The organism is Flexivirga sp. G2, from assembly GCF_055397625.1.
On the sequence record NZ_AP039675.1, the window covers coordinates 588,802 to 613,493 of the forward strand.

Annotated in this window: 22 protein-coding genes; 8 read left to right on the forward strand and 14 right to left on the reverse strand. The window is 69.0% G+C overall.

Annotation, left to right across the window (positions count from 1 at the left end; all coding sequences use genetic code 11):
* Positions 1–95 precede the first annotated feature (95 nt).
* Positions 96–989: a phosphoribosylaminoimidazolesuccinocarboxamide synthase gene (locus tag ACZ50J_RS02940; RefSeq protein ID WP_464299798.1), complete on the forward strand. Its 894-nt coding sequence runs from the start codon at positions 96–98 to the stop codon at positions 987–989.
* On the opposite strand, the gene purL is transcribed toward ACZ50J_RS02940, so the two are convergent.
* Positions 986–4,930 (reverse strand): phosphoribosylformylglycinamidine synthase, encoded by a 3,945-nt coding sequence (purL, locus tag ACZ50J_RS02945; RefSeq protein WP_464299799.1) that lies wholly within the window; start codon positions 4,928–4,930, stop codon positions 986–988. The two genes, ACZ50J_RS02940 and purL, sit on opposite strands and share 4 nt — an antisense overlap.
* Before the next feature lie 99 nt (positions 4,931–5,029).
* Between purL and ACZ50J_RS02950 the strand changes: the two genes are divergently transcribed.
* Positions 5,030–6,067 carry a substrate-binding domain-containing protein gene (locus tag ACZ50J_RS02950; protein WP_464299800.1) on the forward strand — a complete coding sequence of 346 codons (1,038 nt, stop codon included), beginning with the start codon at positions 5,030–5,032 and terminating at the stop codon, positions 6,065–6,067.
* Here the strand turns inward: ACZ50J_RS02950 and ACZ50J_RS02955 are convergent.
* The 5 genes from ACZ50J_RS02955 to ACZ50J_RS02975 all read right to left on the reverse strand — a co-directional run bounded on the left by ACZ50J_RS02955 (position 6,041) and on the right by ACZ50J_RS02975 (position 10,558).
* Positions 6,041–6,748 carry a sulfite exporter TauE/SafE family protein gene (locus tag ACZ50J_RS02955; protein ID WP_464299801.1) on the reverse strand — a complete coding sequence of 236 codons (708 nt, stop codon included), beginning with the start codon at positions 6,746–6,748 and terminating at the stop codon, positions 6,041–6,043. The two genes, ACZ50J_RS02950 and ACZ50J_RS02955, sit on opposite strands and share 27 nt — an antisense overlap.
* Positions 6,745–8,109, reverse strand: a complete 1,365-nt coding sequence (locus tag ACZ50J_RS02960) for an amidohydrolase family protein (protein WP_464299802.1) — start codon at positions 8,107–8,109, stop codon at positions 6,745–6,747. Before ACZ50J_RS02960 ends, ACZ50J_RS02955 begins: the two co-directional genes overlap by 4 nt.
* Positions 8,109–9,464: a uracil-xanthine permease family protein gene (locus tag ACZ50J_RS02965; RefSeq protein ID WP_464299803.1), complete on the reverse strand. Its 1,356-nt coding sequence runs from the start codon at positions 9,462–9,464 to the stop codon at positions 8,109–8,111. Before ACZ50J_RS02965 ends, ACZ50J_RS02960 begins: the two co-directional genes overlap by 1 nt.
* A 150-nt stretch (positions 9,465–9,614) precedes the next feature.
* Positions 9,615–10,034, reverse strand: a complete 420-nt coding sequence (locus ACZ50J_RS02970) for a PPOX class F420-dependent oxidoreductase (RefSeq protein WP_464299804.1) — start codon at positions 10,032–10,034, stop codon at positions 9,615–9,617.
* Complete coding sequence (locus ACZ50J_RS02975) at positions 10,031–10,558, reverse strand: ArsR/SmtB family transcription factor (protein ID WP_464299805.1); 528 nt, start codon at positions 10,556–10,558, stop codon at positions 10,031–10,033. Before ACZ50J_RS02975 ends, ACZ50J_RS02970 begins: the two co-directional genes overlap by 4 nt.
* Positions 10,559–10,630: 72 nt before the next feature.
* On the opposite strand from ACZ50J_RS02975, the gene ACZ50J_RS02980 reads away from it, so the two are divergent.
* Positions 10,631–11,476 (forward strand): S41 family peptidase, encoded by an 846-nt coding sequence (locus tag ACZ50J_RS02980; protein ID WP_464299806.1) that lies wholly within the window; start codon positions 10,631–10,633, stop codon positions 11,474–11,476.
* Between the two features lie 69 nt (positions 11,477–11,545).
* Here the strand turns inward: ACZ50J_RS02980 and ACZ50J_RS02985 are convergent, their stop codons facing one another.
* The 5 genes from ACZ50J_RS02985 to ACZ50J_RS03005 form a co-directional block, all read right to left on the reverse strand.
* Complete coding sequence (locus ACZ50J_RS02985; RefSeq protein ID WP_464299807.1) at positions 11,546–12,382, reverse strand: Fpg/Nei family DNA glycosylase; 837 nt, start codon at positions 12,380–12,382, stop codon at positions 11,546–11,548.
* Positions 12,383–12,385: 3 nt separating this feature from the next.
* Positions 12,386–12,799, reverse strand: coding sequence for an aspartate 1-decarboxylase (gene panD / locus ACZ50J_RS02990; protein ID WP_464299808.1), 414 nt, complete (start codon positions 12,797–12,799; stop codon positions 12,386–12,388).
* 82 nt (positions 12,800–12,881) lie between these two features.
* Positions 12,882–13,934, reverse strand: coding sequence for an ABC transporter substrate-binding protein (locus tag ACZ50J_RS02995; RefSeq protein WP_464299809.1), 1,053 nt, complete (start codon positions 13,932–13,934; stop codon positions 12,882–12,884).
* A gap of 31 nt (positions 13,935–13,965) precedes the next feature.
* Positions 13,966–14,859, reverse strand: coding sequence for an ABC transporter permease (locus ACZ50J_RS03000; RefSeq protein ID WP_464299810.1), 894 nt, complete (start codon positions 14,857–14,859; stop codon positions 13,966–13,968).
* Positions 14,849–15,652, reverse strand: a complete 804-nt coding sequence (locus ACZ50J_RS03005; RefSeq protein ID WP_464299811.1) for an ABC transporter ATP-binding protein — start codon at positions 15,650–15,652, stop codon at positions 14,849–14,851. Before ACZ50J_RS03005 ends, ACZ50J_RS03000 begins: the two co-directional genes overlap by 11 nt.
* A gap of 188 nt (positions 15,653–15,840) precedes the next feature.
* Here ACZ50J_RS03005 and ACZ50J_RS03010 point away from each other — a divergent pair, with 188 nt between their 5' ends.
* Both ACZ50J_RS03010 and ACZ50J_RS03015 read left to right on the forward strand, forming a co-directional pair.
* Complete coding sequence (locus ACZ50J_RS03010; RefSeq protein ID WP_464299812.1) at positions 15,841–17,463, forward strand: ATP-binding protein; 1,623 nt, start codon at positions 15,841–15,843, stop codon at positions 17,461–17,463.
* On the forward strand, positions 17,460–18,122 hold the full coding sequence (locus ACZ50J_RS03015) for a response regulator (RefSeq protein WP_464299813.1): 663 nt from the start codon (positions 17,460–17,462) through the stop codon (positions 18,120–18,122). The genes ACZ50J_RS03010 and ACZ50J_RS03015 overlap by 4 nt, the downstream gene beginning before the upstream one ends.
* 97 nt (positions 18,123–18,219) lie before the next feature.
* On the opposite strand, the gene ACZ50J_RS03020 is transcribed toward ACZ50J_RS03015, so the two are convergent.
* Positions 18,220–19,020 carry a spermidine synthase gene (locus ACZ50J_RS03020; protein ID WP_464299814.1) on the reverse strand — a complete coding sequence of 267 codons (801 nt, stop codon included), beginning with the start codon at positions 19,018–19,020 and terminating at the stop codon, positions 18,220–18,222.
* A 262-nt stretch (positions 19,021–19,282) separates the two neighbouring features.
* On the opposite strand from ACZ50J_RS03020, the gene ACZ50J_RS03025 reads away from it, so the two are divergent.
* From ACZ50J_RS03025 to ACZ50J_RS03035, 3 genes are read left to right on the forward strand one after another with little or no spacing between them, the layout of a single operon-like run.
* Positions 19,283–20,257: an LLM class flavin-dependent oxidoreductase gene (locus ACZ50J_RS03025; RefSeq protein WP_464299815.1), complete on the forward strand. Its 975-nt coding sequence runs from the start codon at positions 19,283–19,285 to the stop codon at positions 20,255–20,257.
* Between the two features lie 21 nt (positions 20,258–20,278).
* A complete protein-coding gene (locus tag ACZ50J_RS03030) occupies positions 20,279–20,644 on the forward strand; it encodes a sterol carrier family protein (RefSeq protein ID WP_464299816.1) in 366 nt (121 codons plus the stop codon).
* A gap of 25 nt (positions 20,645–20,669) precedes the next feature.
* Complete coding sequence (locus ACZ50J_RS03035; protein WP_464299817.1) at positions 20,670–21,542, forward strand: LLM class flavin-dependent oxidoreductase; 873 nt, start codon at positions 20,670–20,672, stop codon at positions 21,540–21,542.
* A gap of 119 nt (positions 21,543–21,661) precedes the next feature.
* Here the strand turns inward: ACZ50J_RS03035 and ACZ50J_RS03040 are convergent, their stop codons facing one another.
* Positions 21,662–23,278 carry a glycoside hydrolase family 10-like protein gene (locus ACZ50J_RS03040; RefSeq protein ID WP_464299818.1) on the reverse strand — a complete coding sequence of 539 codons (1,617 nt, stop codon included), beginning with the start codon at positions 23,276–23,278 and terminating at the stop codon, positions 21,662–21,664.
* Between the two features lie 90 nt (positions 23,279–23,368).
* A complete protein-coding gene (locus ACZ50J_RS03045) occupies positions 23,369–24,688 on the reverse strand; it encodes a sunset domain-containing protein (protein ID WP_464299819.1) in 1,320 nt (439 codons plus the stop codon).
* Between the last annotated feature and the right edge of the window lie 4 nt (positions 24,689–24,692).

Consider the following 24,692-nt stretch of genomic DNA (forward strand, 5'->3'; position numbering starts at 1 on the left):
TGGCTTGGTCGTGCCTTACGGGTTGTTCCAACGTACCGCGCCGCGGATCGTCCCCCGATGGGCCGAGGTATGGCGGGTGCTGGGAGACTCTGCCCATGACCAGCGCCGTTGAGCTGCCCGGATTCGCCCACGTCTACTCAGGCAAGGTTCGCGACCTCTACGCCCCGCTCGACGCCTCGGGCGCGCCGCGTGACGACCAGTTGCTGCTCGTCGCGTCGGATCGCATCTCCGCCTACGACTACATCCTGTCGACGCCGATCCCGGACAAGGGTGCGGTGCTGACCCAGCTGTCGCTCTGGTGGTTCGAGCAGTTGGAGTCGCTCGTGCCGAATCACGTCGTCTCGACCGAGGTGCCCGAGGCCGTCGCCGGCCGCGCCGTGCTCGTCGAGCGTCTCGACATGGTGCCGGTGGAGTGTGTGGCCCGCGCGTACCTGACCGGTGGTGGTCTGTCCGAATACGAAGCAAGCGGAACGGTTTCCGGGCTGCAGTTGCCGCCGGGGCTGGTGGACGCATCGCGCTTCGACGAGCCGCTCTTCACGCCCTCGACGAAGGCACCGTTCGGTGAGCACGACCAGCCGATGCCGTATGCCGACGTCGTCACCGAAGTGGGCGCCGAGCGTGCCGCGGAGCTGCGCGACCTCACCGTGCGGATCCTGGCGCGCGGCAACGAGATCGCCGGGCCGCGCGGCATCCTGATCGCCGACACGAAGGTGGAGTTCGGTATCCGGCCGGACGGCACGGCGGTGCTCGCGGACGAGGTGCTGACGCCCGACTCGTCCCGGTTCTGGCCGGCCGCCGACTGGCAGCCGGGCCGTCGTCAGGCGTCCTACGACAAGCAGTTCGTCCGCGACTGGCTGACCTCCCCCGCGAGCGGCTGGGACCGCACGTCCGGTGCGGAGCCGCCTGCGCTGCCCGACGAGGTCGTCGAGCAGACGCGCGCGAAGTATGTCGAGGCGTACGAGGCGCTGACGAGTAGGACGTTCAGCTAGCCGACGTGGGCGCGTGCGTTGCGGAACATCCGCAGCCACGGGCTCGCATCGCCCGCCGGACCGTCGGTCCAGGAGAGCTGGATGTTGCGCTGCACCCGCTCGGGGTGCGGCATCATCGCCGTGAACCGGCCGTCCGGAGTGGTGACGGCGGTCAGACCGTCCGGTGAGCCGTTGGGGTTCAGCGGGTAGGTCGTCGCCGGTGCACCGGCGCCATCGACGAATCGCATTGCCCGCTGGACGGTTTCGAGGTTGCCACGCTCGGAGAAGTCGGCACGACCCTCGCCGTGTGCGACCGCGATCGGCAGCAGGCTGCCCGCCATACCGGAGAAGAAGACCGACGGGGAGTCGAGCACCTCGACCTGGCTGAGTCGGGCTTCGTACTGCTCGGACAGGTTGCGGGTGAAGCGCGGCCAATCGTGAGCACCCGGAATGAGATCCGCGAGCGCAGCGAACATCTGGCAGCCGTTGCAGATGCCGAGACCGAAGGTGTCCGGTCGGCCGAAGAATGCGGCGAAGGTCTCGCGCAGCCCGTCGTTGAACAGCACCGACCGGGCCCAGCCCTCGCCGGCGCCGAGCGTGTCGCCGTACGAGAACCCGCCGCAGGCGACGAGTCCGGCAACGTCGGTCAGGTCGTGACGACCGGCCTGCAGGTCGGTCATGTGGACGTCGACGGCCTCGAAACCTGCACGGTGGAAGGCGAATGCGGTCTCGACGTGCGAGTTGACGCCCTGCTCGCGCAGGATCGCGACGCGCGGCTTCGCGCCGACGTTCAGGTATGGCGCGGTGATGTCGTCCGTGGGGTCGAACGACGGCCGGACGACCAGCCCGCCGCGTTCGGTGCCGACCTCCGCGTGCTCCTGCTCGGCGCAGGTCGGGTTGTCGCGCAGCGCACTGATCCGCCAGGAGACCTCGTCCCAGGCCTGGGCGAGGTCGAGGGTCGACTCGCGCAATGCTGATGCGCCGTCGACGGTGATGTCGACGGTCGGCGCCGCCGTGGGGTGGCCGATGAAGTGCGCGAGGTCGCTCAGGCCGGCATCGCGCAGCGCCGCCTCGACGGCGTCGCGGCGGTCGGCAGGTACCTCGAGGACGGCGCCGAGCTCCTCGGCGAAGAGTGCCGCAACGGTCGGCACGTCGACACGGATACCGCAGCCGCCGGCGATCGCCATCTCGGTCAGCGTCGCCCACAGGCCGCCGTCGGACCGGTCGTGGTAGGCGGTCACCAGGTTGTCGGATCGCAGCGAGTCGACCAACCGAACCAGGCCGGTCAGGTGGGCCGAATCGACGAGATCGGCTGGTGCACCACCGAATTCGTCCTGGACCTGGGCGGCGATGGAGCCGCCGAGGCGGGCGTTGCCGGCGCCGAGATCGATCAGCAGCAGCTCGGTGCCGGCGTCCGGGTGCAGCTGCGGCGTGAGCGTGCCTCGGACATCCGGAAGGGACGCGAACGCGGTGACGACGAGCGAGACGGGGGAGCGGACCTCCCGTGCGTCCGCGCCGTCGGACCAGCGGGTGCTCATCGACAGGGAGTCCTTGCCGACAGGGACGCTGATGCCCAGCGCCGGGCACAGCTCCATGGCAACCGCATGGACCGTGTCGAACAGTGCGGCGTCCTCGCCGTCGCGGCCGCACGCGGCCATCCAGTTGCAGGACAGCTTCACACCGTCCAGCGCGGCAACGGGCGCGGCGATCAGGTTGGTGATCGCCTCGCCGACGGCCATCCGACCCGAGGCAGGACCGTCGACCGAAGCGATCGGGGTGCGCTCGCCCGAGGACATCGCCTGACCGCCGAATCCGACCAGGTCGGAAAGGGTTACGGCGACGTCGGCGACGGGCACCTGCCACGGCCCGACCATCTGGTCCCGGTGGGTGAGTCCGCCGACGGTGCGGTCGGCGATGGTGATCAGGAAGCGCTTGCTCGCCACGGTGGGGTGGCGCAGCACGGCATACGCGAGGTCGCGCAGATCCGTCGAGGAGAGGTCGAGCTCGGGTGTCGAGCGTGCGACGCGCTTGGCGTCGCGGGTCATCCGCGGCGGCTTGCCGAGCAGCACCTCCATCGGCATGTCGATGGGAGCCTGGTCTCGATACGCTGGTCTCGATACACCTCCCCCGCTTCGCTCCTCCGGCACTCGACCCGCCGCTTCGTCGCTACTCGACCCGCTTTCCACGACGAGCTGGCCGTCATCTGCTGCGGTGCCGACAACGGCGAACGGGCAGCGTTCCCGGGCGGCGAGCTCGGCCACCTGGTCGAGCGAATCCGGTGCGATCGCAAGCACATAGCGCTCCTGCGACTCGTTGCACCAAACCTCCTTGGGCGACAGGCCCTTCTCCTCCAACGGCACCGCCGACAGGTCGAACCGCGCGCCGAGACCGGCATCGTCGACCAGTTCCGGGAACGCGTTGGACAGCCCACCGGCACCCACGTCGTGTATGGCGAGAATCGGATTGGCGTCGCCGAGCGACCAGCAGTGGTTGATGACCTCCTGCGCACGGCGTTCGATCTCGGGGTTGCCGCGCTGGACGGAGTCGAAGTCGAGTTCCGCGGCATTGTCGCCGGACGCCATCGACGAGGCGGCGCCACCGCCCATGCCGATCCGCATGCCGGGTCCGCCGATCTGCACGAGCAGCGATCCCGCTGGGAACCGGACCTTCTCGGTCTGACCAGCGCTGATCGCGCCCAGGCCGCCGGCGCTCATGATCGGCTTGTGGTAGCCGCGACGCACACCGTCGACGGTCTGCTCGTAGACGCGGAAGAAGCCGCCGAGGCCGGGCCGGCCGAACTCGTTGTTGAATGCCGCAGCACCGATCGGGCCGTCGAGCATGATGTCCAGCGGGGTGGCGAGGTGGTCCGGGGCGCCATACGGCTCGCGCTCCCAGGGCTCGTCGGTGCCGGGCAGGTTCAGGTTGGAGACGACGAATCCGGTGAGTCCGGCCTTCGGCTGCGAGCCGCGACCGGTCGCGCCCTCGTCCCGGATCTCACCGCCGGCGCCGGTCGCCGCACCGGCGAACGGTGAGATGGCCGTCGGGTGGTTGTGCGTCTCGACCTTCATCAGCACATGCACGTCGTCGGGACGTTCGACATACGCACTCGGTGCCTCGGGGGTCTCGGGCAGCCACCGCGTGATCCGGCCGCCTTCCATGACGGAGGCGTTGTCCTTGTAGGCGACGACGGTGCCGGCGCCGGCGACCTTCTCGGTGTGGCGGATCATCCCGAAGAGCGAGGTCGACTGGGCCTCCCCGTCGACGATGAAGTCGGCGTTGAAGATCTTGTGCCGGCAGTGCTCGGAGTTGGCCTGCGCGAACATCATCAATTCGACATCGGAGGGATTGCGCTGCAGGCCGGTGAACGACTCGACCAGATAGTCGATCTCGTCGTCGGAGAGTGCGAGCCCGAGCGCGGTGTTCGCCGTCTGCAGGGCGCTCCGGCCACCGCCGAGCACGTCGATCCGCTGCATCGGCTCGGAGTCCGGCTCGTCGAAGAGCGCCGTGGCCGCTTCGCGGGACGGCAGCACACTCTGCGTCATCCGATCGTGCAGGACATCGATGACGGCGGAACGTTCGTCGTCGCTGAGTTCCCCTGCCCGCACGGCGAATTCGGTGACGCGCTCGACCCGGTGGATGTCCAGTCCGCAGCTGTGCGCGATGTCGGTGGCCTTCGAGGCCCACGGCGACAGCGTGCCGAGGCGTGGGCAGACCACGAAGATCTCGGTCGCGTCGGCCAGCGGCTCGCTCGCCGGACCGTAAGTGAGCAGGTCTCGCACGCGCTGCGCAGTCTGCTCGTCGAGTGCTGCGTCCGTCGCGACGAAATGCACGAAGCGTGCGCCGACCGCGGAGACCGACGGGGCGACCGCTTGCAAGCGGGTGAGGAGTGCGGCCGCGCGGAAGGGCGACAGCGCCGCGCCCCCGTCGAAAGTGGTCAGCACCTGGCCGTGGGTCGGCGTCATGGGATGTGAAGGCTCCTCGGCGAGGCGGAGAGTGACGGGACAAGGGTATCGACCGGTCGGAGACGGCCCGGTGGCGCGCTCGTCACTTAGTGTTGCGGTGTGTCCTCCCGCCCCCGTTCCCCGCGCGCGACGATCGCCGATGTCGCCCGCGAGGCCGCGGTGTCGCAAACCACCGTCTCCCACGCGCTGAGCGGATCCGGCCGGGTCAACGAGGCCACCCGCCAGCGGGTGCTGGATGCCGCAGGTCGGCTCGGCTACCGCCCGAGCCCCCGTGCGCAGGCGTTGCGACGTGGCCGGTCACAGGCGCTGGCCATCGCATCGTCGATGGATGTGGCGGTCGCGGGCGGTGCCGCGCATCAGGGCTTCTTCCTCGAACTCGCCGCGGCGGCGGCGGAGCGTGCCTTCGATCACCATCAGACGATGGTGCTGCTGCCGCCGTTGGGCGCCAGCCTGCCCGATGCGCTCCCCGGGTTGTCGGTGGACGGCGTCATCGTGGTCGAGCCTGCCGACGCGGATCCGATCGTCGACCGATTGCGAGCAGACACAACGCCGTTCGTCGCGATCGGCGCCTTCCCGGGAGCGCGCGAGGACGATCTCGTCATACCGCTGCAGACGGAGGCGGTGGCGGCGACGCTGATCGAGCACCTGGTCGCCGTCGGGAGCCGACGCCCCGCGCTGCTGCTCGGCGATCGCGACCGGACGACCTACCGTGACGCGGAGCGGACCTATCGCCGGGTGGCGGAGCAGCAGGGCTGGGAGCCGATCGTCCGGACGGTGCCGGAGGCCGAGGGGGAACAGGGCGGCTACGCGGTGACCCGTGACCTGCTGCAGGACGATCCGGACGTCGATGCGGTCGCTGCCTGGGTCGACGCCTTCGCCTCCGGTGCGGTCCGTGCGGCGGCCGACGCGGGGCGCACTCCGCCGGACCTCACGGTCGTCACCCGGTATGACGGGCCGCGTGCCCGTGCTGCGCGCCCACCGATCACGGCGGTCGAGCTGCGGTTGCCGGATGCCGCTCGGGCGGCCGTCGACATGTTGCTGGGCCGGATCACCGGTGCGCCCGTTGCGCCGGCGACGCTGCCGGCACCGGAGCTCGTCATACGAGAGTCGTCACGACACCATCAGCACGACGCCTGACACCAGGGCGAACACCAGCACGAGCACGCGCAGTCGCTTGCTGTCGACCCGATGGTGCACCCGCGAGCTGAGCAGCAGGCCGACGACGAGCGCCGGCACCAACCAGACGGCGTCGAGCACCGTGCTGCCACTGCCGACGCCGCGGGCGAGCAACAGGATCAGCGAGACGACCTCACCGAGGAAGAACGACGCGGCGACCGTGGAGCGCAGCTGTGGTGCCGGCACGTGCTGGTAGACCAGCGCGAGAGGTGGGCCGCCCACGCCGGTCGCGGTCTCACTCAGACCGGTCGCGACACCGGCGCCCAGGAACGCACCGCGCGATGGGTGGAAGTCCGGCGCGAGGAGGCTCACGACCGCCGCGAGCACCGTTGCGGCGCCGATCAACAGGCCGAGGCCGCTCTTCGGCACCAGCGACAACACCAGCAGGCCGAGTGGGGTGGAGGCGATGCGCGCGACGGCGATCCAGCGGAAACCGTGCCAGTCGACGGCCGAGCGTTCGCGCCAGAACACGAACGCGTTCAGCGGCAGCATGAGCACCAGCAGCGTCACCGGCAGCATCGCGGAGTCGATCAGTCCGGCCACCGGCGCGAAGATCAACGCGAAGCCGATGCCGCTCATCCCCTGGACGAAGCCACCCACGACGACGGTCAGCGAAAGTATGGCGAGTGCGGTGAGGCTCATCGCTGCCGACGGGGTCGCAGGCAGGCGCGTGTGGCCACGGCGTGTGCCGCGTCGGCCGCCCGCTGCAGCAACTCGTCCTGGTCGGACCCGACGCGGCGTCCGTCGACGATCCGCGGGCGACCGCCGGTGATGACGGCGTGCAGTTGATCGCGGTTGCCGACCCGGACCAGGTCCCAGGCCAGGTCGTGGCTCGGGGTCAGCTCGGGCACCCGCAGGTCGAGGACGAGCAGATCGGCGTGGGCGCCCTCGCGGATCGCGCCGGTGGAGTCCGGGCCGCCAGAATCGAGTCCGACGGCGTCGGCGGCGCCGCTGGTCGCAGCGTCCAACCACACGCGACCTTGCCCGGCGAACGGATCTCCGACGCGGCTCGCGGACGCGAAACGTGCTGCGGTTTCGGCGGATTCCATCAATCGGAAGCCGTCGCCACGGGTCCCGTCGGTGCCCAGGCCGGTGCGGACACCGAGGGCGAGCATGGTGAGTGCGTCGGCGATGGCGTTGCCCTTCCACGCGCTGGCGACCGGGTTGTAGGACCAGCTTGCGCCGCGGTCCCGCATCAACATCATCTCCTGCGGGGTCAGCAGCACGGCATGGGCCGCGAGGAGCCACGGGCCGACGGCGGAGACGGCGTCCAGTCGCTCGAGCGGTCGGCGGTCGTCGGACAGCAGGGAGCGCTCGACCGATGCCAGGTGTTCGTTGACGTGCGACTGCAGCACCGCGCCGGCCTCCTCGCACAATCTGGCCAACCGGTGCAACGTCTTGTCGGTCGCCATCTCGGGGACGGCGACCGCGATCGACGGGGTGATCCACGGGTCGTTCGCATAACGCGACAGGTGTCGCTCGGCGCGCCGGACCACCTCGTCGGCGTCCGGTGCGTCCGGACCGACGTCGTGACAGATCAATCCCAGGACGGTGCGCAACCCGCGGCGACGTGCGACGTCGGCGATGATCTCGACATCGTGTGCCGAACGGGTGCCGGCTTCCGCGACCCCGGTGAACCCGCCGCGCATCGACTCCAGGGCCGCCAGATCGACGCTGATCGCCATCTCGTCCTCGGTCAGCGACTGCTCCAGCGGCAGCCACACCCGTCGGAAGATCTCGGACGGCTCGCCATACGCGAAGGTCGACCCGAGGCTCTGGGTGAGGTGCTGGTGCGCGTCGACGAATCCGGGGAGCACCGCGTGCCGTGGCAGCTCGTACCGCGGAAGCTGCTCGTACGGCGCCGGCAGCTCCCGTCGCGACCCGACCCATCCGATCCGGTCGCCGACGACGGCGATCGCCACGTCATCGGTGAAACCCGTTGGCAGTAGGACCGTTTCAGGATGCAGCAGGTAGCTGTCGGGCAGGTTGCGCAGTTCGGTCATCAGGCCGCCTTGTTGAGGGATGGGGTGGTGGGTGTGGCCGTCTCGCGACGTCGCGCGAGAGGCCCGAAGTTGAGCAGCGCATTGAGGATGACGGCGCTGAACGTGCTCACCGCGACCCCGCTCTCCAGCAGGATGCGGGCGTTGTCCGGCAGCACGGCGTAGGGCGACGGCAGCAGGATCGGGATCAGGCCCAGCCCCAGCGACACCGCGACGACGAACATCGTCCCGTGGTCCTGCAGGTCGGCCCGGGCGAGCATCTGGATGCCGAGCACGACGACCACGGCGAAGACCACCACGGAGGTGCCGCCCACGACGGCGGCGGGAACGACACTGATCAGCCGGGGGATCGGCGCCAACAGGCCGAAGACGACCAGCAGCAGACCGGCGGCCGCGGTGACCCAGCGGCTGCGAACGCCCGTCATACGCACGATGCCGACGTTCTCGCCGCTGGTCACCATCAGCGGCATACCGAAGAAGCCACCGACCGTCGAGACGACCGCGTCCCCACGGATCGTCCGCGGCGCGTCACGTTCGATGACCGACTCGCGACCGACGGCCTCGGAGTTGATGACCGTCTGGCCGGTCGCCTCGGCCATCGACGCGATGCTGAACAGCAGCAGCGGCATGGCGGCGATGATGTCGAATCGCGGTGTGCCGAACGGAAGAAAGGTCGGTGCATGCATGGCACCCGACGCGAAGGCATCCGGCGAATGGACCCGCCCCATCAGGCACGCCACGAGGGTGCCGGCGAACAGTCCGATCATCGGCGCGATGCGGCGCACCACACCTCGGCCGAGCAGGATCGCGGTGATGATGATGCCGATCGTGATCATGCCCAGCGCGATCGAGTGGCCGTCGCCGTACCCGGGCTTGGTCGGGTCCCCGAACATCAGCTGCGCGCCGACCTTGACGAGGTTGATGCCGACGACGGTGATCATCGTGCCGATCACCAGGGGCGGGAAGAAGCGCAGCAACTTGGTGAAGAGAGGCAGCACCAGGAAGTAGAAGAGCCCGGTGAGGATCACCGCTCCGGTGGCGGTCCGTCCGCCATGGGCTTGCGCGATGCCGATGAAGAGGATGACCGGTGCACCGCCCGGGAGCATGACGAACGGGAGACGAGGACCGATCGGCCCGACGCCGATGGACTGCACCAGCGAGCCGATGCCGGACAGCACGAGCGATGCGGCGAGCAGGTTGAGCGTCACCTGCTGGTTCAGCTCGAGGACTCCCGAGATCAGGTAGACGCTGGAGATCGGCGTCGCGGCCATGACCAGCAGGTGCTGGAGGCCGAAGAGCAGGGTCCGGCCGAGGGGACGGTACTCGTCCACTTCCGAGTAGGGCGTGCTGCGCAACATGAGGCCTCCACTGTATGCCAAATCGATTTGGCAAATATGCCGTGACCCACATCACACGTCAAGGGTTCGGTGTCGATCGACCAGGAAATGTCGCGGGTTGAGACGGCGGGCGGCGCGCGCCGACGGGGCGCGGGCCGACGGGGACGCGGGTCAGCGCGCGGCGCCATAGACCCGGTCGACGTGCAGGTGCAGCGGCAGCCGCCGGTCGGCCACCATGGCCCGGCGGTAGTCGTCCCAGTCGGAGTGCTCGCCGGCGATGGCGCGATAGATCGAGATGAGTTCCTCGACGCTGTCGTCGTCGGGCGCGCTCGCGACCGGCAGCACCGTCGCGGTCACGTCCGCCGCGGCGTAGGACCAGCCGTCCTTGGCGTTGACCAGGATCGTGGCGCGCGAATCCCGGCGCAGATTGGCGGTTTTCGCGCGCCCGTCGGTGACCGACACCCGGATCAGGTCGCGCTCGCGGTCGTAGGTGTAGCTGACATTGGACAGTTGCGGGCGGCCGTCGCGGCGGATGGTCGCGAGCGTGGCCAGGCTGCCGGCCGTGATCAGGTCGCGCAGGGCGTCGGTCATGAGGGCTCCTCGGGATCGATGGTGCTGCCGCGCGGCTCGCGGCGGTAGACGCTGACGATGACGCTGTAACTCGGGGTGCCGGGTGGTGCTTCGGACAGGTCGTTGACGAGCCGGTCGAGGTGCTCGGACAGGTGCCGAGCCTGCTCGGCGGTGAGCCGGATCCGCCTGTTGTTGAAGAGATGGTCGTCGTCGCACGGCATCTCGCCCGCGATCGCGCGCAGCATCGCGCCCGTCGTCACGCCGTCGTCGCCCGTGGCGAAGCGCAGTCGTCTCGCGACGGGCAGGTAGTAGTGCTCCGTGCCGCCGCGGACGGTGCGGGTGTGGCCGCGCTGGACCAGGCCGGCCTCCAGCAGCACCCGCAGGTGGTGCGAGACGTTGCCCTTGTTCGTCTTCGCCGCGCGGGCCAGTTGGCTGATGGTGGCGCCTTCCGTGGGCAGCTCCCGGAGCAACCGATGGCGCAACGGGTGGGAGAGCGCGCGCAACTGCCGCGGGCTGCTCGCGGTCATCTCGTCGGCGATCTGCACAGATCAAGCGTTAAGACTTGTTGTCGGTTTGTCAACGGAGCCGGTTTGCTTCGAGCCATGGATGACCTGGGAATGACAGACGCGCTCCGGGACCTGGTGCGCGACAACTACGTGTTCGCCGAGCGGGGCGACGGGATCGCGGCCGGCTTCGCGGCCGATGGACTGCCGTCCCCGACGGAGCAACCGGCGGAGTTCGCGGTGGCCGCCACCGAGCTGCTGTACGACCTGAGCAGGGACGGGCACCTGCGGGTCCGCCACCGCGAGCTGGGCGCGATGGACGGGTTCGACAGTGCGGCATATCGGGAGTTCTACGCCGCCGAGGCGGTGGCGAACGCCGGTGGCGTGCAATCGGTTTCGCGCCTCGACAGCACGACCGGGCTGCTGGTGGTGGCGCCATACCTCTCCCCGATGCCGATGGCTCAGCCGTATGTCGACGCCGCCTTCGCGCTGCTGCGCGGTGTCGAACGGTTGGTGATCGACCTGCGCGCCGGTCGGGGCGGAACGCCCGAGACGGTGGCGTACGTGTGCGGCTTCCTGCTCGGGGAGGATCGTGTCCATCTGCAGGACATCGTCGGGCGGGACGGTTCGGCGCAGCAGTTCTGGACGATGCCGCACCACGATCGGCTGCCCGACGACGTGACGGTGTCGGTGTTGACCAGTGGTACGACGTTCTCGGGCTGTGAAGAGCTGGCGTACAACCTGCAATCCACCCAGCGGGCAACGATCTTCGGCGAGACGACGGGAGGCGGCGCGCATCCGGTGGAGATCTTCCGGCTGTCCGAGGTGCTGGAGGTGACGGTGCCCGTCGCGCGGTCGGTGAACGCCGTGACCGGCACGAACTGGGAGTGGTCGGGCGTCACCCCGGACGTCGCGTGTGCCGCGGACGAGGCAATGGCGGTCTCGATACGTCGCTCGTGATCTCGATACGCGGCCTCGTCCCTCGGCCGCTACTCGATCCAAGCCTCACGACTACTCGACCGGCGTGAGTCAGGGTTTGACCGTGCGGCGCCGCGAACGTGGCTGACACTTCTTGCACCAGAACAGGTTTCGCCCGGCGAGGACCTTGGTGCTGACCGGTGTGCCGCAGACGAGGCACTCCTGGCCGGCGCGGCGATAGACGTAGACCTCGCCGCCGTGCTTGTCGACGCGCGGGTCGCGGCCCATCGCCTCGGGGGTGTGCTCGGGATAGACGGTGTCGATCCGGCCGTCCCGCACCCCGAGCGGCATCAGCTCGACCAGGTCGTCCCACAGCGCGTCGAACTCGGCGCCGCGCAGGAACTTCCCGGGCATGAAGGGGTCGACGTGGTGCCGGTAGAGCGTCTCCGCCCGGTAGATGTTGCCGACGCCGGCGAAGATCTTCTGATCCATCATCAGCACGCCGATCGGGCTGCTGGACCTGCGGATCCGTGCCCTGGCGACGTCCGGCTCGGCGTCGGCGCGCAGCGGGTCGGGGCCCAGCTTGGCGACCGTTGCGGCGATCTGTTCGGGGGAGCTCAGCTCGCAGACGTTGGGGCCGCGCAACTCCATCGTCACGTCCGGGGCGAAGGCGGTCAGTCGCCAGCGGGCGTTCTCGGTGGGCGGGTCGGCCTCGGCGAAGAAGAAGAATTTGCCGATCAGGCCGAGATGGATGTGCACCTGCTCCGGGACGCCCGCGAAGGCGAGGTACATGTGCTTGCCGAAGGCCTGCGCGGTCTCGAAGACGCGCCCGTCCATCAGCTCGGCGCCGGTGAATTTGCCCTGGGGAGAGGTGGATCGGACCTCGTGCCCGCCGAACTCGCGGTTCAGCTCACCGCTGATGCGGTGCGTGACATGCCCCTCCGGCATACGTCAGGACGCGGCGCGGGCCGACTTGAGCCCGCTGCCGGCGGGCGCGAAACCGGGGTCGTCGCCGATGGACACCTGCTTGTTGGCGGCGTCCACGAACACGACCGAGCCCTTGAAGTCGCGAGCCTCGGCGTCCTCGACCTGGCCGTAGCCGATGATGATCACCAGGTCGTCGGGCTTGACCAGATGCGCAGCCGCACCATTGATGCCGATGATCCCGCTGCCGGCTTCACCGGTGATGACGTATGTCGACAGGCGGTTGCCGTTGGTGATGTCCACGACGTCGACCTTTTCGCCCTCGAGCAGGTCCGCGGCGTGCATGAGCTCCGCGTCGATGGTGATCGAGCCGACGTAGTCGAGGTCGGCCTGGGTCACGGTCGCGCGGTGGATCTTGGACTTCATCATCGTCCGGAGCATGGGATCGAGGGTACCTGGGAAGGCGGCCGACCCCGCAATCACAGGGATCGGCCGCCGGTCCGGTCGGTAGTTTCCTGGTCGGCTACTTCGCCTTCTCGGCGAACTGCGTGGTGTAGGTCTTGCCGATGTCGATCTGGGCCTTCTTCGGCTTGACCGACGGCGAGAACGAGCCGAGCACGTTCAGGGCGTTCTTCGCGCCCGAGGCGTCCATGACCCCGGTCGTGGTGAACATGCCCTTGGAGTCCTGCAGTGCCTTGACGTACAGGCTCGGGTCGCTGCCCTTGTAGTCCGCGGGCAGCTTGTCGGAGATGTCCTGGGCGCTGTGGCCGTTGATCCACTTCAGCGTCTTGACGAACGCGTTGGCCAGCTTCTGCACGGTCTGCGGGTTCTTCTTGACGTAGTCGCAGGACATGTAGAGCGAGCTGGCCGGGTACAGGCCGCCGAGTGCCTTCTTGGTGCCCGCCTCGGTGCGCATGTCGAGCAGGACCTTGCCGACGCCGGTCTTGGTCAGCTGGGCGACGGTCGGGTCGGTCGTCATACCCGCGTCGATGCCGCCGGACTTCATCGAGGCGATGAAGGTGGCGTCCGCGCCGGCCTTAACGGTCGTGTACTTCGAGGTCGGGACGCCCGCCTTGCCGCTGAGGTACTGCGTGAGGAAGTCGGTCGAGCTGCCCTGGCTGGTGACGCCCAGCTTCTTGCCCTCGAAGTCCTTCGGGGACGTGATGCTGCCGGCCTTCTTGCTGGCCACCATCTCGACCTCGCCGGGGACGTTCGCGAACTGCACGACGCTCTCCAGGCACTTGCCCTTGGCCTGCATGTCGATCGTGTGGTCGTAGAACCCGACGACGCCCTGCGCCTTGTTCGCGACGAGTGCGGTCTCGGCGGTGACACCGGCCGGGGTGTCGATCAGCGAGACGTTGAGGCCCTGGTCCTTGAAGTAGCCGAGCTTGTCGGTGAGCGCGGCAGGCAGGTAGATGACCTTGTTCATGCCGCCGACCATGATCTTGACCGAGCTGCTCGATCCGCCACCGCTGGCGGCTCCCGAGGGGTCGTCCTTCTTGGTGGCGCAGCCGGAGAGGGCGAGGGCGCTCGCCATACCTACGGCAGCAATTGCGGCAAACTTGTTGTGTTTCAAGGGATTTCCTGACTGTGAGCGGGATGGATGGTCAGACGGCGACGGATTCGACCTGCGACGGCGGGCGCCACTTGAGGAGTCGACGTTCGAGGTAGCCGAGCAGCACTTCGGCGATGAGTGCCATGACGGTGCTGATGACCATCCCGGCGTAGATCGCCGCCGAGTCGAAGGCACTCAGGCCGGTGGAGATCAACAGGCCGACACCCTTGGTGGAGCCGGCGAACTCGCCGACGATCGCGCCGATGAGTGCGAAGCCGAAGGCGGTGTGCAGCGACGCGAGGATCCACGAGGTCGCACTCGGCACGACGATCGAGCGCAGCACCTGGAAGCGTCCGGCGCCGAGGATGCGGGCGTTGTTGACCAGGTTCCGGTCGACCTCGCGGGCGCCCTGGAAGGCGTTGAAGAAGACCGGGAAGAAGACCAGCACGGCGGCGGTCGCGATCTTGGACTCCATGCCGAGTCCGAACCACAGGATGAAGATCGCCGACAGCACGATGCGGGGCACTGCGTTCGCCGCCTGGATGAACGGCGACAGGACCTCCGAGAACAGGCGGGCGCGGCCGAGCAGGATGCCGAGCACGATTGCGAGCACGGCGCCGATCAGGAAGCCGTAGACCGCCTCCTGGAAGGTGACCCAGATCTGGGTCCAGATGGAGCCCTGCGCGGTGCCGTCGGTGAACCAGGTGACCAGCTTCTTCCAGATGAGGCTGGGCTTGGAGTAGAAGAACGGGTCGAACCACAGGCTGACCGAGAACTCCCAGAACGCGATGACGCCGACCAGCACCGCGACGCGCAGCGCGTAGACCAGCGAGCGGTGCTTGCGCGCCTGGACGCGGGGATCCTTCGGCTGCGCCGGCGTCGGTATGGCGCCCGTCTGCGCGCCGGCGTCGGCGGCGTCGCGCTTGTCGAGGGTGTTATGCGACACGGGATGCTCCTTGCGCTCGGGCGGCCTCGACCTCGGAGGACAGGGATTTCCAGACCTTGGAGTAGGTTTCGACGAATTCCGGGGTCAACCGCAGCTCCTCGACGTTGCGGGGGCGGGGCAGCGAGATGGGGAAGTCGTCCTTGATCCGGGCCGGGCTGGCGGTCATGACGACCACCCGGTCGGCCAGGACGATGGCTTCCTCCAGGTCGTGGGTGACGAAGATGACCGCGGTTCCGGTGCCGGACCAGAGTTCGAGCAGTTCGTTCTGCATCAGGGCCCGGGTCTGCACGTCGAGCGCGGAGAACGGCTCGTCCATCAGCAGGATCTTCGGCTCGTTGACGAGCGTCTGGGCGAGTGCGACGCGCTTGCGCATGCCACCGGACAGCTGGTGCATGTAGGACTTCTCGAACCCGGCGAGGCCGACCCGCTGGATCCAGTCCATCGCCTTGGCGTGGGCGTCCGCCTTCGCCATACCGCGCCACAGGGGTCCGGCCGCGACATTGGCGAGCACGTTGCGCCAGGGGAGCATGGCATCGGCCTGGAACATGTAGCCGACGCCATCCGGAATCCCTTGCACCGGAGCGCCGTTCACGCGTACGACGCCGTCCGAGGGCGGCTCGAGGCCGGAGACGAGGGACAGGGTCGTGGACTTGCCACAGCCGGTCGGTCCGACGACCGCCACGAACTCGCCGGGGTCGACGGTCATGGTGATGTCGGCGGCCGCGACGTGGATGCCACCACCGGCCTTCACGAAGCGCTTGGTCGCGTGCGACAGCTCGACGAGGTGCGACATACGCGTCCTTTCTGTTGCGGGGAGGTGTGACCCCACTCACATCGAGGAGGGCACGGCGCAGGACGCTAGGGGCCGATGGAGGGCGGTGTCTGCCTTGCGGTCGTTGCCCGGTTTTCGCACGCTGCGTGCGTTTTGCACGTTTCGCATCCGGGGCCTCGCGGCAGGCGAACGGCCTATCGTGGTCGGCCATGACCAGGGAAGGTCGCGGACGCCGGCGGATGCCGTTCACCCGCCAGATGATGATGTTGCAGGTCGCCGTCGTGGCAGCGCTCGGCGTGGTGACGCTCCTGGTGGCCGGCTTCTTCCTGCGGACGACGCTGCAGCACCAGTACGAGCAGCGGGCACTGTCGGTCGCGCGCACGATCGCCGCCGACCCGGGGCTGGGTGACCTGGTCCGGCACGACGACCAACCGAAGGTGGCTGCCGCTGCCGCGGCGCAGGAGCGCTCGACCCACGCGCTGTTCGTGGTGATCACCAACGACAAGGGGGTGCGCCTTGCGCACCCGAACCCGGACGAGGTCGGGAAGATGGTCAGCACCGACCCCGACGAGGCGCTCGCCGGCAAGGAGAATGTCTCGATCGAGCGCGGCACGCTCGGGCTCTCCGCGCGGGGCAAGGTGCCGTTGCGGGACTCCGACGGCCGGATCGTCGGTGAGGTGAGCGTCGGGTTCGCGGCGACGGACATCAGCGACGCGCTCTGGCGGGTGCTCTTCATCGTGCTCCCGTGGGCGCTCGCTGCAGTGTTGCTCGCGGTGCTGTTGACCGCGCTGCTCGGCCGCCGGCTGAAGCGGCTGACGCTGGGACTCGAGCCGGCGGACGTGGCCGACCTCGTCCGCGAGCGGGAGGCGGTTCTGCACGGGATCAGCGAGGGTGTTCTTGCCGTCGACACCCAGCGACGGGTGACGATGTGCAACGCCGAGGCAATTCGGTTGCTGGGTAAGGAAGTTCGGCTGGGTGCGGATCTTGAGGAGCTTGCCCTGGCGCCTGATCTGCGACGTCTGATGCAGCAGCCGAACGCGAGCGGGCGGGCGGTGACCGCGGTCTCCGGCCGGCGGGTGCTGGTGGCCAAGCACCGGGCGGTCGCGTTGGAGGACGGCACGGATCTCGGCGGGGTGCTGACGGTTCAGGACCGCACGGAGCTGGAGGAGCTGACCAGTGAACTCGCTGCCGTGCGGAGTATGACGAGCGCGCTGCGCGCTCAGCGGCACGAGTTCGCGAACCGCATGCACACGGTGATGGGTCTCTTGCACACGTCGCACGTCGACGATGCGATCGAATACCTCAGTGACAGTGTGAAATTCGCGACGAACCAAGAAGTGAGCGAGAACCCGGCGGTGCGATCGAACACGATCCGGGCGTTCTTCGCCGGCAAGCAGTCGGCGGCCGCGGAGTCGGGTGTCGCCCTCGTGCTGTCCGAGCAGAGCTGGGTGCCGCGGAAGCTGGTCGCGCCCGTCGAGGTCATCACGGTTCTCGGCAACCTGGTCGACAACGCGATCGAGGCGGCGCGCAGCTCGCCGACCCGTCCGGCACGGGTGGAGGTCGACCTGTTGTCCGAGGAGCGGAACCTGGTGATCTCGGTCGCGAACACCGGCGACGGCATTCCGCCGGAGCGTGCGGAGTCGATCTTCGTCGGTGGCGTCAGCTCGCGTGGTGACGGTCGCGGGATGGGTCTGGCGATCGCGCGTACGACGGCCGAGGGCCTCGGCGGAGAGCTGCGGCTGACCGCGCTCGGGGCCGAGGGGACGGTGACGGTCTTCGTCGCGGTGATGCCGAATGTGTTGGAAACAGGCGATGTTCAGGAAGAGCTATGACGAAGGTCCTTGTTGTTGACGATGATTTCCGAGTGGCGTCGGTCCACGCGTCATACGCCTCGTCGGTGGAGGGTTTCGAGGTCGTCGGTGTTGCGCACACGGCGGCGGATGCGGTGCGCGCGGTCGCGGAGCTCACGCCGGACCTGGTGTTGCTGGACAACTACCTGCCCGACGGGTCTGGCCTCGAGGTGTGTGCGCAACTGGCCGGTTCGGGGTGCGACGTCATGCTGGTGACCGCCGACGGTTCCGCGGAGTCGGTGCGCGCGGCGCTGTCGGCGGGTGCGGTGAACTACGTGGTGAAGCCGTTCGGGGCGGACCAGTTGGTACGGCGGTTGAAGGCCTGGCAGCGGTATCGGAGCCGGGTGCGTGGTGGCTTGCTCGATCAGGATCAGATCGACACCGCGATGCGGGTCCTGCGGGAAGGTGATCGACCCCAGGCGCCGAAGGGGCAGTCGCCGGTGACCGCATCGTTGGTGCGCGACGCGCTGGAAGCGGCGGGCGGACCGGTGTCGGCGGCCACCCTGGGCACCGAGTTGGGGATCGCCCGGGCCACGGCGCAGCGGTATCTCGCCGGTCTCGTCGAGGAGGGAGTTGCCGTGATGCGTCTGCGGTATGGCGGCACGGGGCGGCCCGAGCACGAATACGAGTGGAGCCGCTGACGCTCGTCGAGCAGCCGGGGGAGCGTCAGCGGAGGAGGCCGTATCGAGACCGTCCTCCTGCGTGGATAACCGGCGACGGTCGCTGGAAAGGGCGTGTTCAGCGGGCCCGCCAGGCTCCGAGCTCCGGCGGTGAAGGTGACGCGACGACGTCGTCGGCGGTGAACGGCTTGGCCGTTCCCTGCAGTGCGGCGGCAGCTCGAACGGTCGTCGTTGCGGCCAATCGTGTTGCGCGGCGGCGGATTTCATCGATGTCGAGCGGATGGCTGCTGGCCAGCACGACGTAGTTGCCGAACCGGCGACCCTTCATCACGTCGGCGAGAGCCAGGACCACGGCGTGCGGGAAAGCCGTTGTGACCGTGGCGAGTTCGCGAGCGAGGTGCCGGCGGTTGGGTTCGTCGGCGAGGTTGAGGAGCGCGAGACCACCGGGTCGGAGGACGCGCGCGAAGTGCTGAACTGCGTGGGGAGAGAGCAGGTCTGCCGGGACGCGCCCTGCGTCATACGCATCGAGGACGAGGGCGTCGGCCGATCCGTCCCGCAGGGCGGCGATGCCGGTGGCGCCGTCCTGCGGGCGGATCCGGATGCGGTGGTTGCGGGGGAGCGGCAGCTCGCGGCGGACGGCCTCGGTGAGCGCGGTGTCGGGCTCGAGCACGATCTGGGGTGAACCGGGGCGGGTGTGCTGCACATAGCGGGCCAGGGTCAGACCCGCGCCACCGATGTGCGTGATCCCGGCGGGTCCGGGCGGCAGCAGATCGATGCCGATGGCCAGCTGGGCGACGTATTCGAAGACCAGCAGCTCCGGGTCGCGCAGGTCGACGTGTGACTGCGGGTGGCCGTCGCGCAGCACCGTGACGCCGCCGCGGTCGTCGCCCTGGAAGTCGAAGTGTGGCTGCTCGGTCACTGCGTCAGGGTATGTCGTCTCACTCGGTCCAGCTCGCCGCCGTGTGCCCGCCGCTGCCACCGCAGAACACGAAGTCTTCCCAGTGTCGGGTTCGGTACGGCTCGGACGGCACGCCGTGGCCGTAGTCGACCCTGGGGAGAGTTTGGTACGGGTTTGGCTGAGTTCGTGGCCCGTGGTCGACCCTGGGGAGAGTTCGGTACGTGGCGGCAGCTGTCGACGCACACGTGGGCAGGTGTCGGGGGTCCGGCATACGCTCACGAATATGAGCACCGCTCCGGCCATCGGCATCTGTTTCGACCGCACCTTCCCGGCGACGGAGGTCGCCGACTACGCGCGGCGAGCCGAGGCTGCGGGCTTGCAGGAGCTCTGGGTGATCGAGGACTGCTTCTTCACGACGGCGCCGCCATTGGCAGCGGTCGCGTTGGCGAGCACCGAGCGGTTGCAGGTCGGGCTCGGCATCCTGCCCGCGGTGACGCGCACAGCCGCCATGACGGCGATGGAGATCGCGACGTTGGCGAGCCTCGCGCCCGGGCGCGTGGTCGGGGGCATCGGGCACGGGGTGCAGTCGTGGATGCAGCAGATGGGCGTGCGTGCGGCGTCGCCGGTGACCGCGCTCGACGAGGTGCTGACGACCGTCCGCCGACTGCTGCATGGCGAAACTGTGGACATGGCAGGCACGCACGTCACGGCCCGTGATGTCCGGCTCGAGCACCCGCCGTCGCCGGTGCCGTCCGTGGTTGCCGGTGTGCGCGGTCCGAAGTCTCTGGCCCTCGCGGGAAGGTCGGCCGACGGTGTCCTGCTCGATGCGCCGTGCCCGGTTGATTACTTCGAGCGAGCGAAGACGCTGTGTGGTCGCACGCCGGAGGACTTCGAATACCGTTGTTTTGCAACGCTTTGCGTCCTGCCGGATCGCCAGGAGGCGCGACGCGCGGCCGCGCCGTTCCTCGCTGAAATGGTGCGGCACGGGCACAGCGGCCTGGCAGCGCTGCCGTTCCACGCCGATCTCCAACAGCTGTGCGAGCGGTATGACGCGGACTGGGCCGACCACGCCCCCGACGACTGGTGGACCCGCATCGGCGCGATCGGCACTCTCGACGATGCGATGACCTACGTCGCCGCGATGGCCGACGCCGGTGCGCGGAGCATCAGTTTCTTCCCTGCGGACGATCTCGAGATCGCGCACGCACAGTTGGCGACGGCCGGGTTGGTCGCCCGTCAGCTGCATGCGGGAGGATGACGGGTCGAAAGGAGCCCGTCGATGCCCACGCGGAAGATCGATGCGGAGCAGGGCCGCGCCGCGGTGCTCGCCTGGTGCGCTGACCCGACGGTCGAGCGCGCCGTGATCGCCATGGCGGTGCGGTTCAGCCTGCAGGAGCTTGAACTCCAGGCGCCCGGTCGCAGTGTCGAGGTGCGCGTGCCGCCATACGGTGCGGTGCAGGTGGTCGAAGGACTCACCCATCGGCGGGGGACGCCGCCGAATGTCGTGGAGTTGAGCCCTGATTCGTGGATGAAGCTCGTCGTCGGCGACACCAGCTGGGCCGATGCGGAGGAGACCGGCGCGGTGTCTGCGTCCGGATCACGAGCCGACCTCTCGGCATACCTGCCGCTGCTGCCCCGACCGTAGGACGCCCCCGGCATAGGCTGCCGTCATGCGCATTGGCATCACGATCCTTCCGGAGGCCCGCTGGGCCGACATGGCTCCGAAGTGGCAGGCGGCCGAGCGGTACGGCTTCGACCATGCCTGGACCTACGACCACCTGGTCTGGGGCGGCTTGCCGGATTCTCCGTGGTTCGGCACGACGCCGACGCTCACGGCCGCGGCGATGGTGACCTCGACGATCAGGCTGGGCACGTTCGTTACGTCGCCGAATTTTCGTCATCCCGTGGCGTTCGCGCGTGACGTGCTCGCCCTGGACGACATCTCCGGCGGGCGCTTCATCTGCGGCATCGGGCGCGGCGGAGACCTCGATTCGGGGCTGCTCGGCGAAGCGCCGACGGTCGGCGAACGCACTGAACGCTTCACCGAATTCACCCTTCTGCTGGATCGGGTGCTCACCGAGGACCACGTCACGTATGACGGGCCGTTCTTCTCCGCCCATGACTCGCGCAACCTTCCCGGATGCGTGCAGCAGCCGCGGGTGCCGTTCATCGTCGCGGCGAACGCCCCGAAGGGGATGCGGTTGGCGGCCGAAGTCGGGCAGGGGTGGGTCACCTATGGCAAACCCACTGATGATGAAGAGGATTGGTGGAGAGGACTGCGCGAGTCGGGCGAGCGCATGACCGAGATCCTCGACGCGGCGGGACGCGAGAACGCGTCCTTCGAACGCCATCTGAACGCCGACGGCTCGCGTGGGTCGGTCTACGAGAGCGTCGACCGTTTCGAGGATGCAGTCGGGCGTGCCCGAGAGGCCGGGTTCACCGATCTCATCACGCATTGGCCACGTGCGGACAAGCCCTACGCGGCAACGGTCGACGTGCTGGAAACCGTTGCCGCGCAGGTGCTTCCGACGTTGAGGTCGTGAGGGCCAGGCGGTTTCGATACGCGGATTCCCCCGCTTCGCTCCTCCATCCGCTACTCAACCGGCTTGCCCGCGTGGCTACTCACCCGCTTGCCCGCGTGGCTACTCACCCGTTTTACGAATCAGCTGACGGCCACTCCGGCGCTTTCGTTGCCCGCTCGGTCCACGGCACTCACGACATACACGTGCGTTCCGGAACCGGATGTGTTGTCGGCGTCGGTCCAGCGGTTGTGGTGCTGTGCGGGGACGACGGCCGCCAGGTAGCGAGCGTCCGCGAGGTCCCGGCTCTTGGCGTGCGAGTGGTGGTCCTTGACTGGCACCCGGTAGATGGCGAAATGTGCTGCGTCGCGCGAAACCGACTGCCACTGCAGCGAATTGCCGTCGCGCCTCACGTTCGTCACGCGTGCGGGTGTCCGGTGTCTCAGCCACGGAGTGACCGGCAACAGCGCCGGCCGTGAGTACCACTTCTCGTTGAGCAGTGTCGTGGCGCCGAGCTCGTCGGCACGGACCGGGACCGCCGAGAAGTAGATGTTGCCCTGCACCTGCGGGTACTTCGTGTTGAACTCCAGGTGCGAGGAGAGCTCGCCCGGGTTCAGCCAGTGCGCATCGACGGCGCCGTTGGTGTTCACCTTGTATGTCGCCTGTCCGACATACAGATGCACGGGTGTGCCCTGCACGACGCCGGACCACCAGTCGACGAGCTTGGCGTAGTCGGCCGCGGCGAAGCCGATGGACCAGTAGATCTGCGGGCAGATGTAGTCGATCCAGCCCTTGCGGACCCAGCCGCGGGTGTCGGCATACAAATCGTCGTAGGTCTGAGCACCCGCGGTCGTGTCGGAGCCGGTGGGGTCGGTCGCCTTGTTGCGCCATACGGCGAAAGGGGAGATCCCGAACTGGCACAACGGTTTTGCCCGCTTGATGCGGCGACCGAGCCGCAGGATGAGGTCGTCGATATTGGAACGGCGCCAGTCGGCGAGCGAGCGGCCGTCGCCGTACTCGGCGTACTGCTCCTCGTCGTGGAACGTCTTGCCCGCGACCGGATAGGGATAGAAGTAGTCGTCGAAGTGGACGGCGTCGATGTCGTAACGCTCGACCGCGTCCATGATCGCGTCCTCGATGAAGTGACGCACCTCGGGGATGCCGGGGTTGTAGTAGAGCTTGCCGCCATACGGGATGGCCCACTCGGGGTGCAGTCGAGCCGGATGCGTCGGGATCAGCGTGCTCGGGTCCTCGGTCATCGCCACGCGGAACGGGTTGAACCACGCGTGCAGTTCAAGGTTGCGCTTGTGCGCTTCCTCGACCGCGAACCCCAGTGGGTCGTATCCGGGGTTCTCGCCCTGCTGCCCGGTCAGCCATGCCGACCACGGCTCGAAGCGTGAGGGCCACAGGGCGTCCGCGGTCGGGCGCACCTGGAGTACGACGACGTTGTGGCGTTGCGCGACGGCCATGTCCAACCAGGCGATCAGCTCGGCCTGCTGGGCCGCGGCGGACAGGCCGGTCTTCGACGGCCAGTCGATGTTGGCGACCACCGACACCCAGACGGCGCGGAGTTCGTGCTTCGGCGTCGTCGGATCGGTGGGGTAGACGCCCGGGCGGGGTTGCGGCACAACGTAATTGCGCCCACGGCCTGGTGCGGCCTCGGCGGCGCAGGTCGTCGCTGCGGCCACGAACGGCGCGGCAGCGATACCCAGCAGCACGCTGCGGCGGGCGGGGTGGTTCGGCGAACGGTCGACGGACATGTCGGCTCCTTGCTCCAGGGGGTATGCCGACTCTGTCACCGCCACCCACGCGATGGGTGGTTTACGCGATGTCTATTTCGAAGAAAATTCCTACCGCTTGGTCGGGTCCCAGTGGCGGAAGCCGGCGGCCGCCGCCGTGTCCTCGTCGCGGAAGTAGACCTCTGCCTCGGTCGCGGCGTATGCCGGCGACTGCGGCGAGTGGAAGATCATCGAGTCAGCGTTCCCCTTGACCCAACCGTCGGGTCCGGAGCCGTCCGCTGCGGGAGCTGCCGAACCGGGTCCGAGCGGGCCGTCCTCGTCGGCTGCCGCTGCGGGTTCCGTCGTCGGCTCCTCGGCAGCCGGAGCCTCCGGCTGCCCACCGAATTCCTCGAGCGGTAGCGGCGGCGTGTCCCAGTCGTCCCCGGTGGACGGGGCGGTGGTGGCGGCGGCCGCCTTCGCCGGTGCCGCGGGTGTGGTCTCCTCCGGTGCCACAGCCGCGGGCGCAGCCGCCTGCTCGGTTGCCGGTGCCGCGCTGTCGTCGAGGGCCGGGGGCGGGGTGTCCCAGTCGTCCCCGCCCGATGAGGTGGGTGTCTCGGGTGTTGTCTGCTCCGGTGCGGCGGGTGCGGCCGGCTGCTCGGTTGCCGGTGCCGCGCTGTCGTCCAGTGCCGGAGGCGGGGTGTCCCAGTCGTCGGCGCCGGACGGGGCGGGCGCGGCGGGTGCGGGAGTCGCAGGTTCGGCTGCGGGAGCAGCAGGGTTGTCGTCGAGCGGGGGCGGCGGTGCGTCCCAGTCGTCGCCGTCGGATGAAGCCGCGGGGGCCGGGGCCGGTTCGGCTGCGGGGGCAGCAGGGTTGTCGTCGAGCGGGGGCGGCGGTGCGTCCCAGTCGTCGGCGCCGGAGGAGGCGGTCGCGGGCTGGTCATCCAGGGCCGGCGGGGCGGCATCCCAGTCGTCGCCGGCCGGAGCCGCAGGTGTCTCCGCGGCAGAGGCGTCATCGAGTGCCGGCGGCGGTGCATCCCAGTCGTCGGAACCGGCCGGCTCGGCGGCAGGCTGGTCATCCAAGGCCGGCGGGGCGGCATCCCAATCGTCGGCTGCGGGCTCTGTGGCAGTGTCTGCCGTCGGTGCATCCGAGCTGCCGCTCGCTACGGCCGCGGTCGTGGCAGCAGCCGCACCGGTCGTTGCAGCAGCGGCCGCCGCAACCTTGCCGCCGGCCGTGACCTGCTCAGCGTCGGCCTTCGCAGTGTCGCCCTTGGCGATGTCGGCCTTCGGCGCGTCGGCATCGACCTCGGCGGGCGCGGCATCCTCGGTCGGTCCGACCTTCCGGTCGCTGCTGACGCCGTGAATGCCGACCGACCGGCCACGCTTCGGGTCGCGCAGCAACAGCCACAACACGACTGCGAGCACCACGACGATCAGCGCCAGGACCAGCCACACCATGCGG

Excerpts from the sequence above, each read along its gene's own strand:
- ACZ50J_RS02940 (WP_464299798.1), top strand. The coding sequence starts at position 96 with ATGACCAGCGCCGTTGAGCTGCCCGGATTCGCCCACGTCTACTCAGGC.
- purL (WP_464299799.1), bottom strand. The coding sequence starts at position 4,930 with ATGACGCCGACCCACGGCCAGGTGCTGACCACTTTCGACGGGGGCGCG.
- ACZ50J_RS02955 (WP_464299801.1), bottom strand. The coding sequence starts at position 6,748 with ATGAGCCTCACCGCACTCGCCATACTTTCGCTGACCGTCGTCGTGGGT.
- ACZ50J_RS02960 (WP_464299802.1), bottom strand. The coding sequence starts at position 8,109 with ATGACCGAACTGCGCAACCTGCCCGACAGCTACCTGCTGCATCCTGAA.
- ACZ50J_RS02965 (WP_464299803.1), bottom strand. The coding sequence starts at position 9,464 with ATGTTGCGCAGCACGCCCTACTCGGAAGTGGACGAGTACCGTCCCCTC.
- ACZ50J_RS02970 (WP_464299804.1), bottom strand. The coding sequence starts at position 10,034 with ATGACCGACGCCCTGCGCGACCTGATCACGGCCGGCAGCCTGGCCACG.
- ACZ50J_RS02980 (WP_464299806.1), top strand. The coding sequence starts at position 10,631 with ATGACAGACGCGCTCCGGGACCTGGTGCGCGACAACTACGTGTTCGCC.
- ACZ50J_RS02985 (WP_464299807.1), bottom strand. The coding sequence starts at position 12,382 with ATGCCGGAGGGGCATGTCACGCACCGCATCAGCGGTGAGCTGAACCGC.
- panD (WP_464299808.1), bottom strand. The coding sequence starts at position 12,799 with ATGCTCCGGACGATGATGAAGTCCAAGATCCACCGCGCGACCGTGACC.
- ACZ50J_RS03005 (WP_464299811.1), bottom strand. The coding sequence starts at position 15,652 with ATGTCGCACCTCGTCGAGCTGTCGCACGCGACCAAGCGCTTCGTGAAG.
- ACZ50J_RS03010 (WP_464299812.1), top strand. The coding sequence starts at position 15,841 with ATGACCAGGGAAGGTCGCGGACGCCGGCGGATGCCGTTCACCCGCCAG.
- ACZ50J_RS03015 (WP_464299813.1), top strand. The coding sequence starts at position 17,460 with ATGACGAAGGTCCTTGTTGTTGACGATGATTTCCGAGTGGCGTCGGTC.
- ACZ50J_RS03025 (WP_464299815.1), top strand. The coding sequence starts at position 19,283 with ATGAGCACCGCTCCGGCCATCGGCATCTGTTTCGACCGCACCTTCCCG.
- ACZ50J_RS03030 (WP_464299816.1), top strand. The coding sequence starts at position 20,279 with ATGCCCACGCGGAAGATCGATGCGGAGCAGGGCCGCGCCGCGGTGCTC.
- ACZ50J_RS03035 (WP_464299817.1), top strand. The coding sequence starts at position 20,670 with ATGCGCATTGGCATCACGATCCTTCCGGAGGCCCGCTGGGCCGACATG.
- ACZ50J_RS03040 (WP_464299818.1), bottom strand. The coding sequence starts at position 23,278 with ATGTCCGTCGACCGTTCGCCGAACCACCCCGCCCGCCGCAGCGTGCTG.
- ACZ50J_RS03045 (WP_464299819.1), bottom strand. The coding sequence starts at position 24,688 with ATGGTGTGGCTGGTCCTGGCGCTGATCGTCGTGGTGCTCGCAGTCGTG.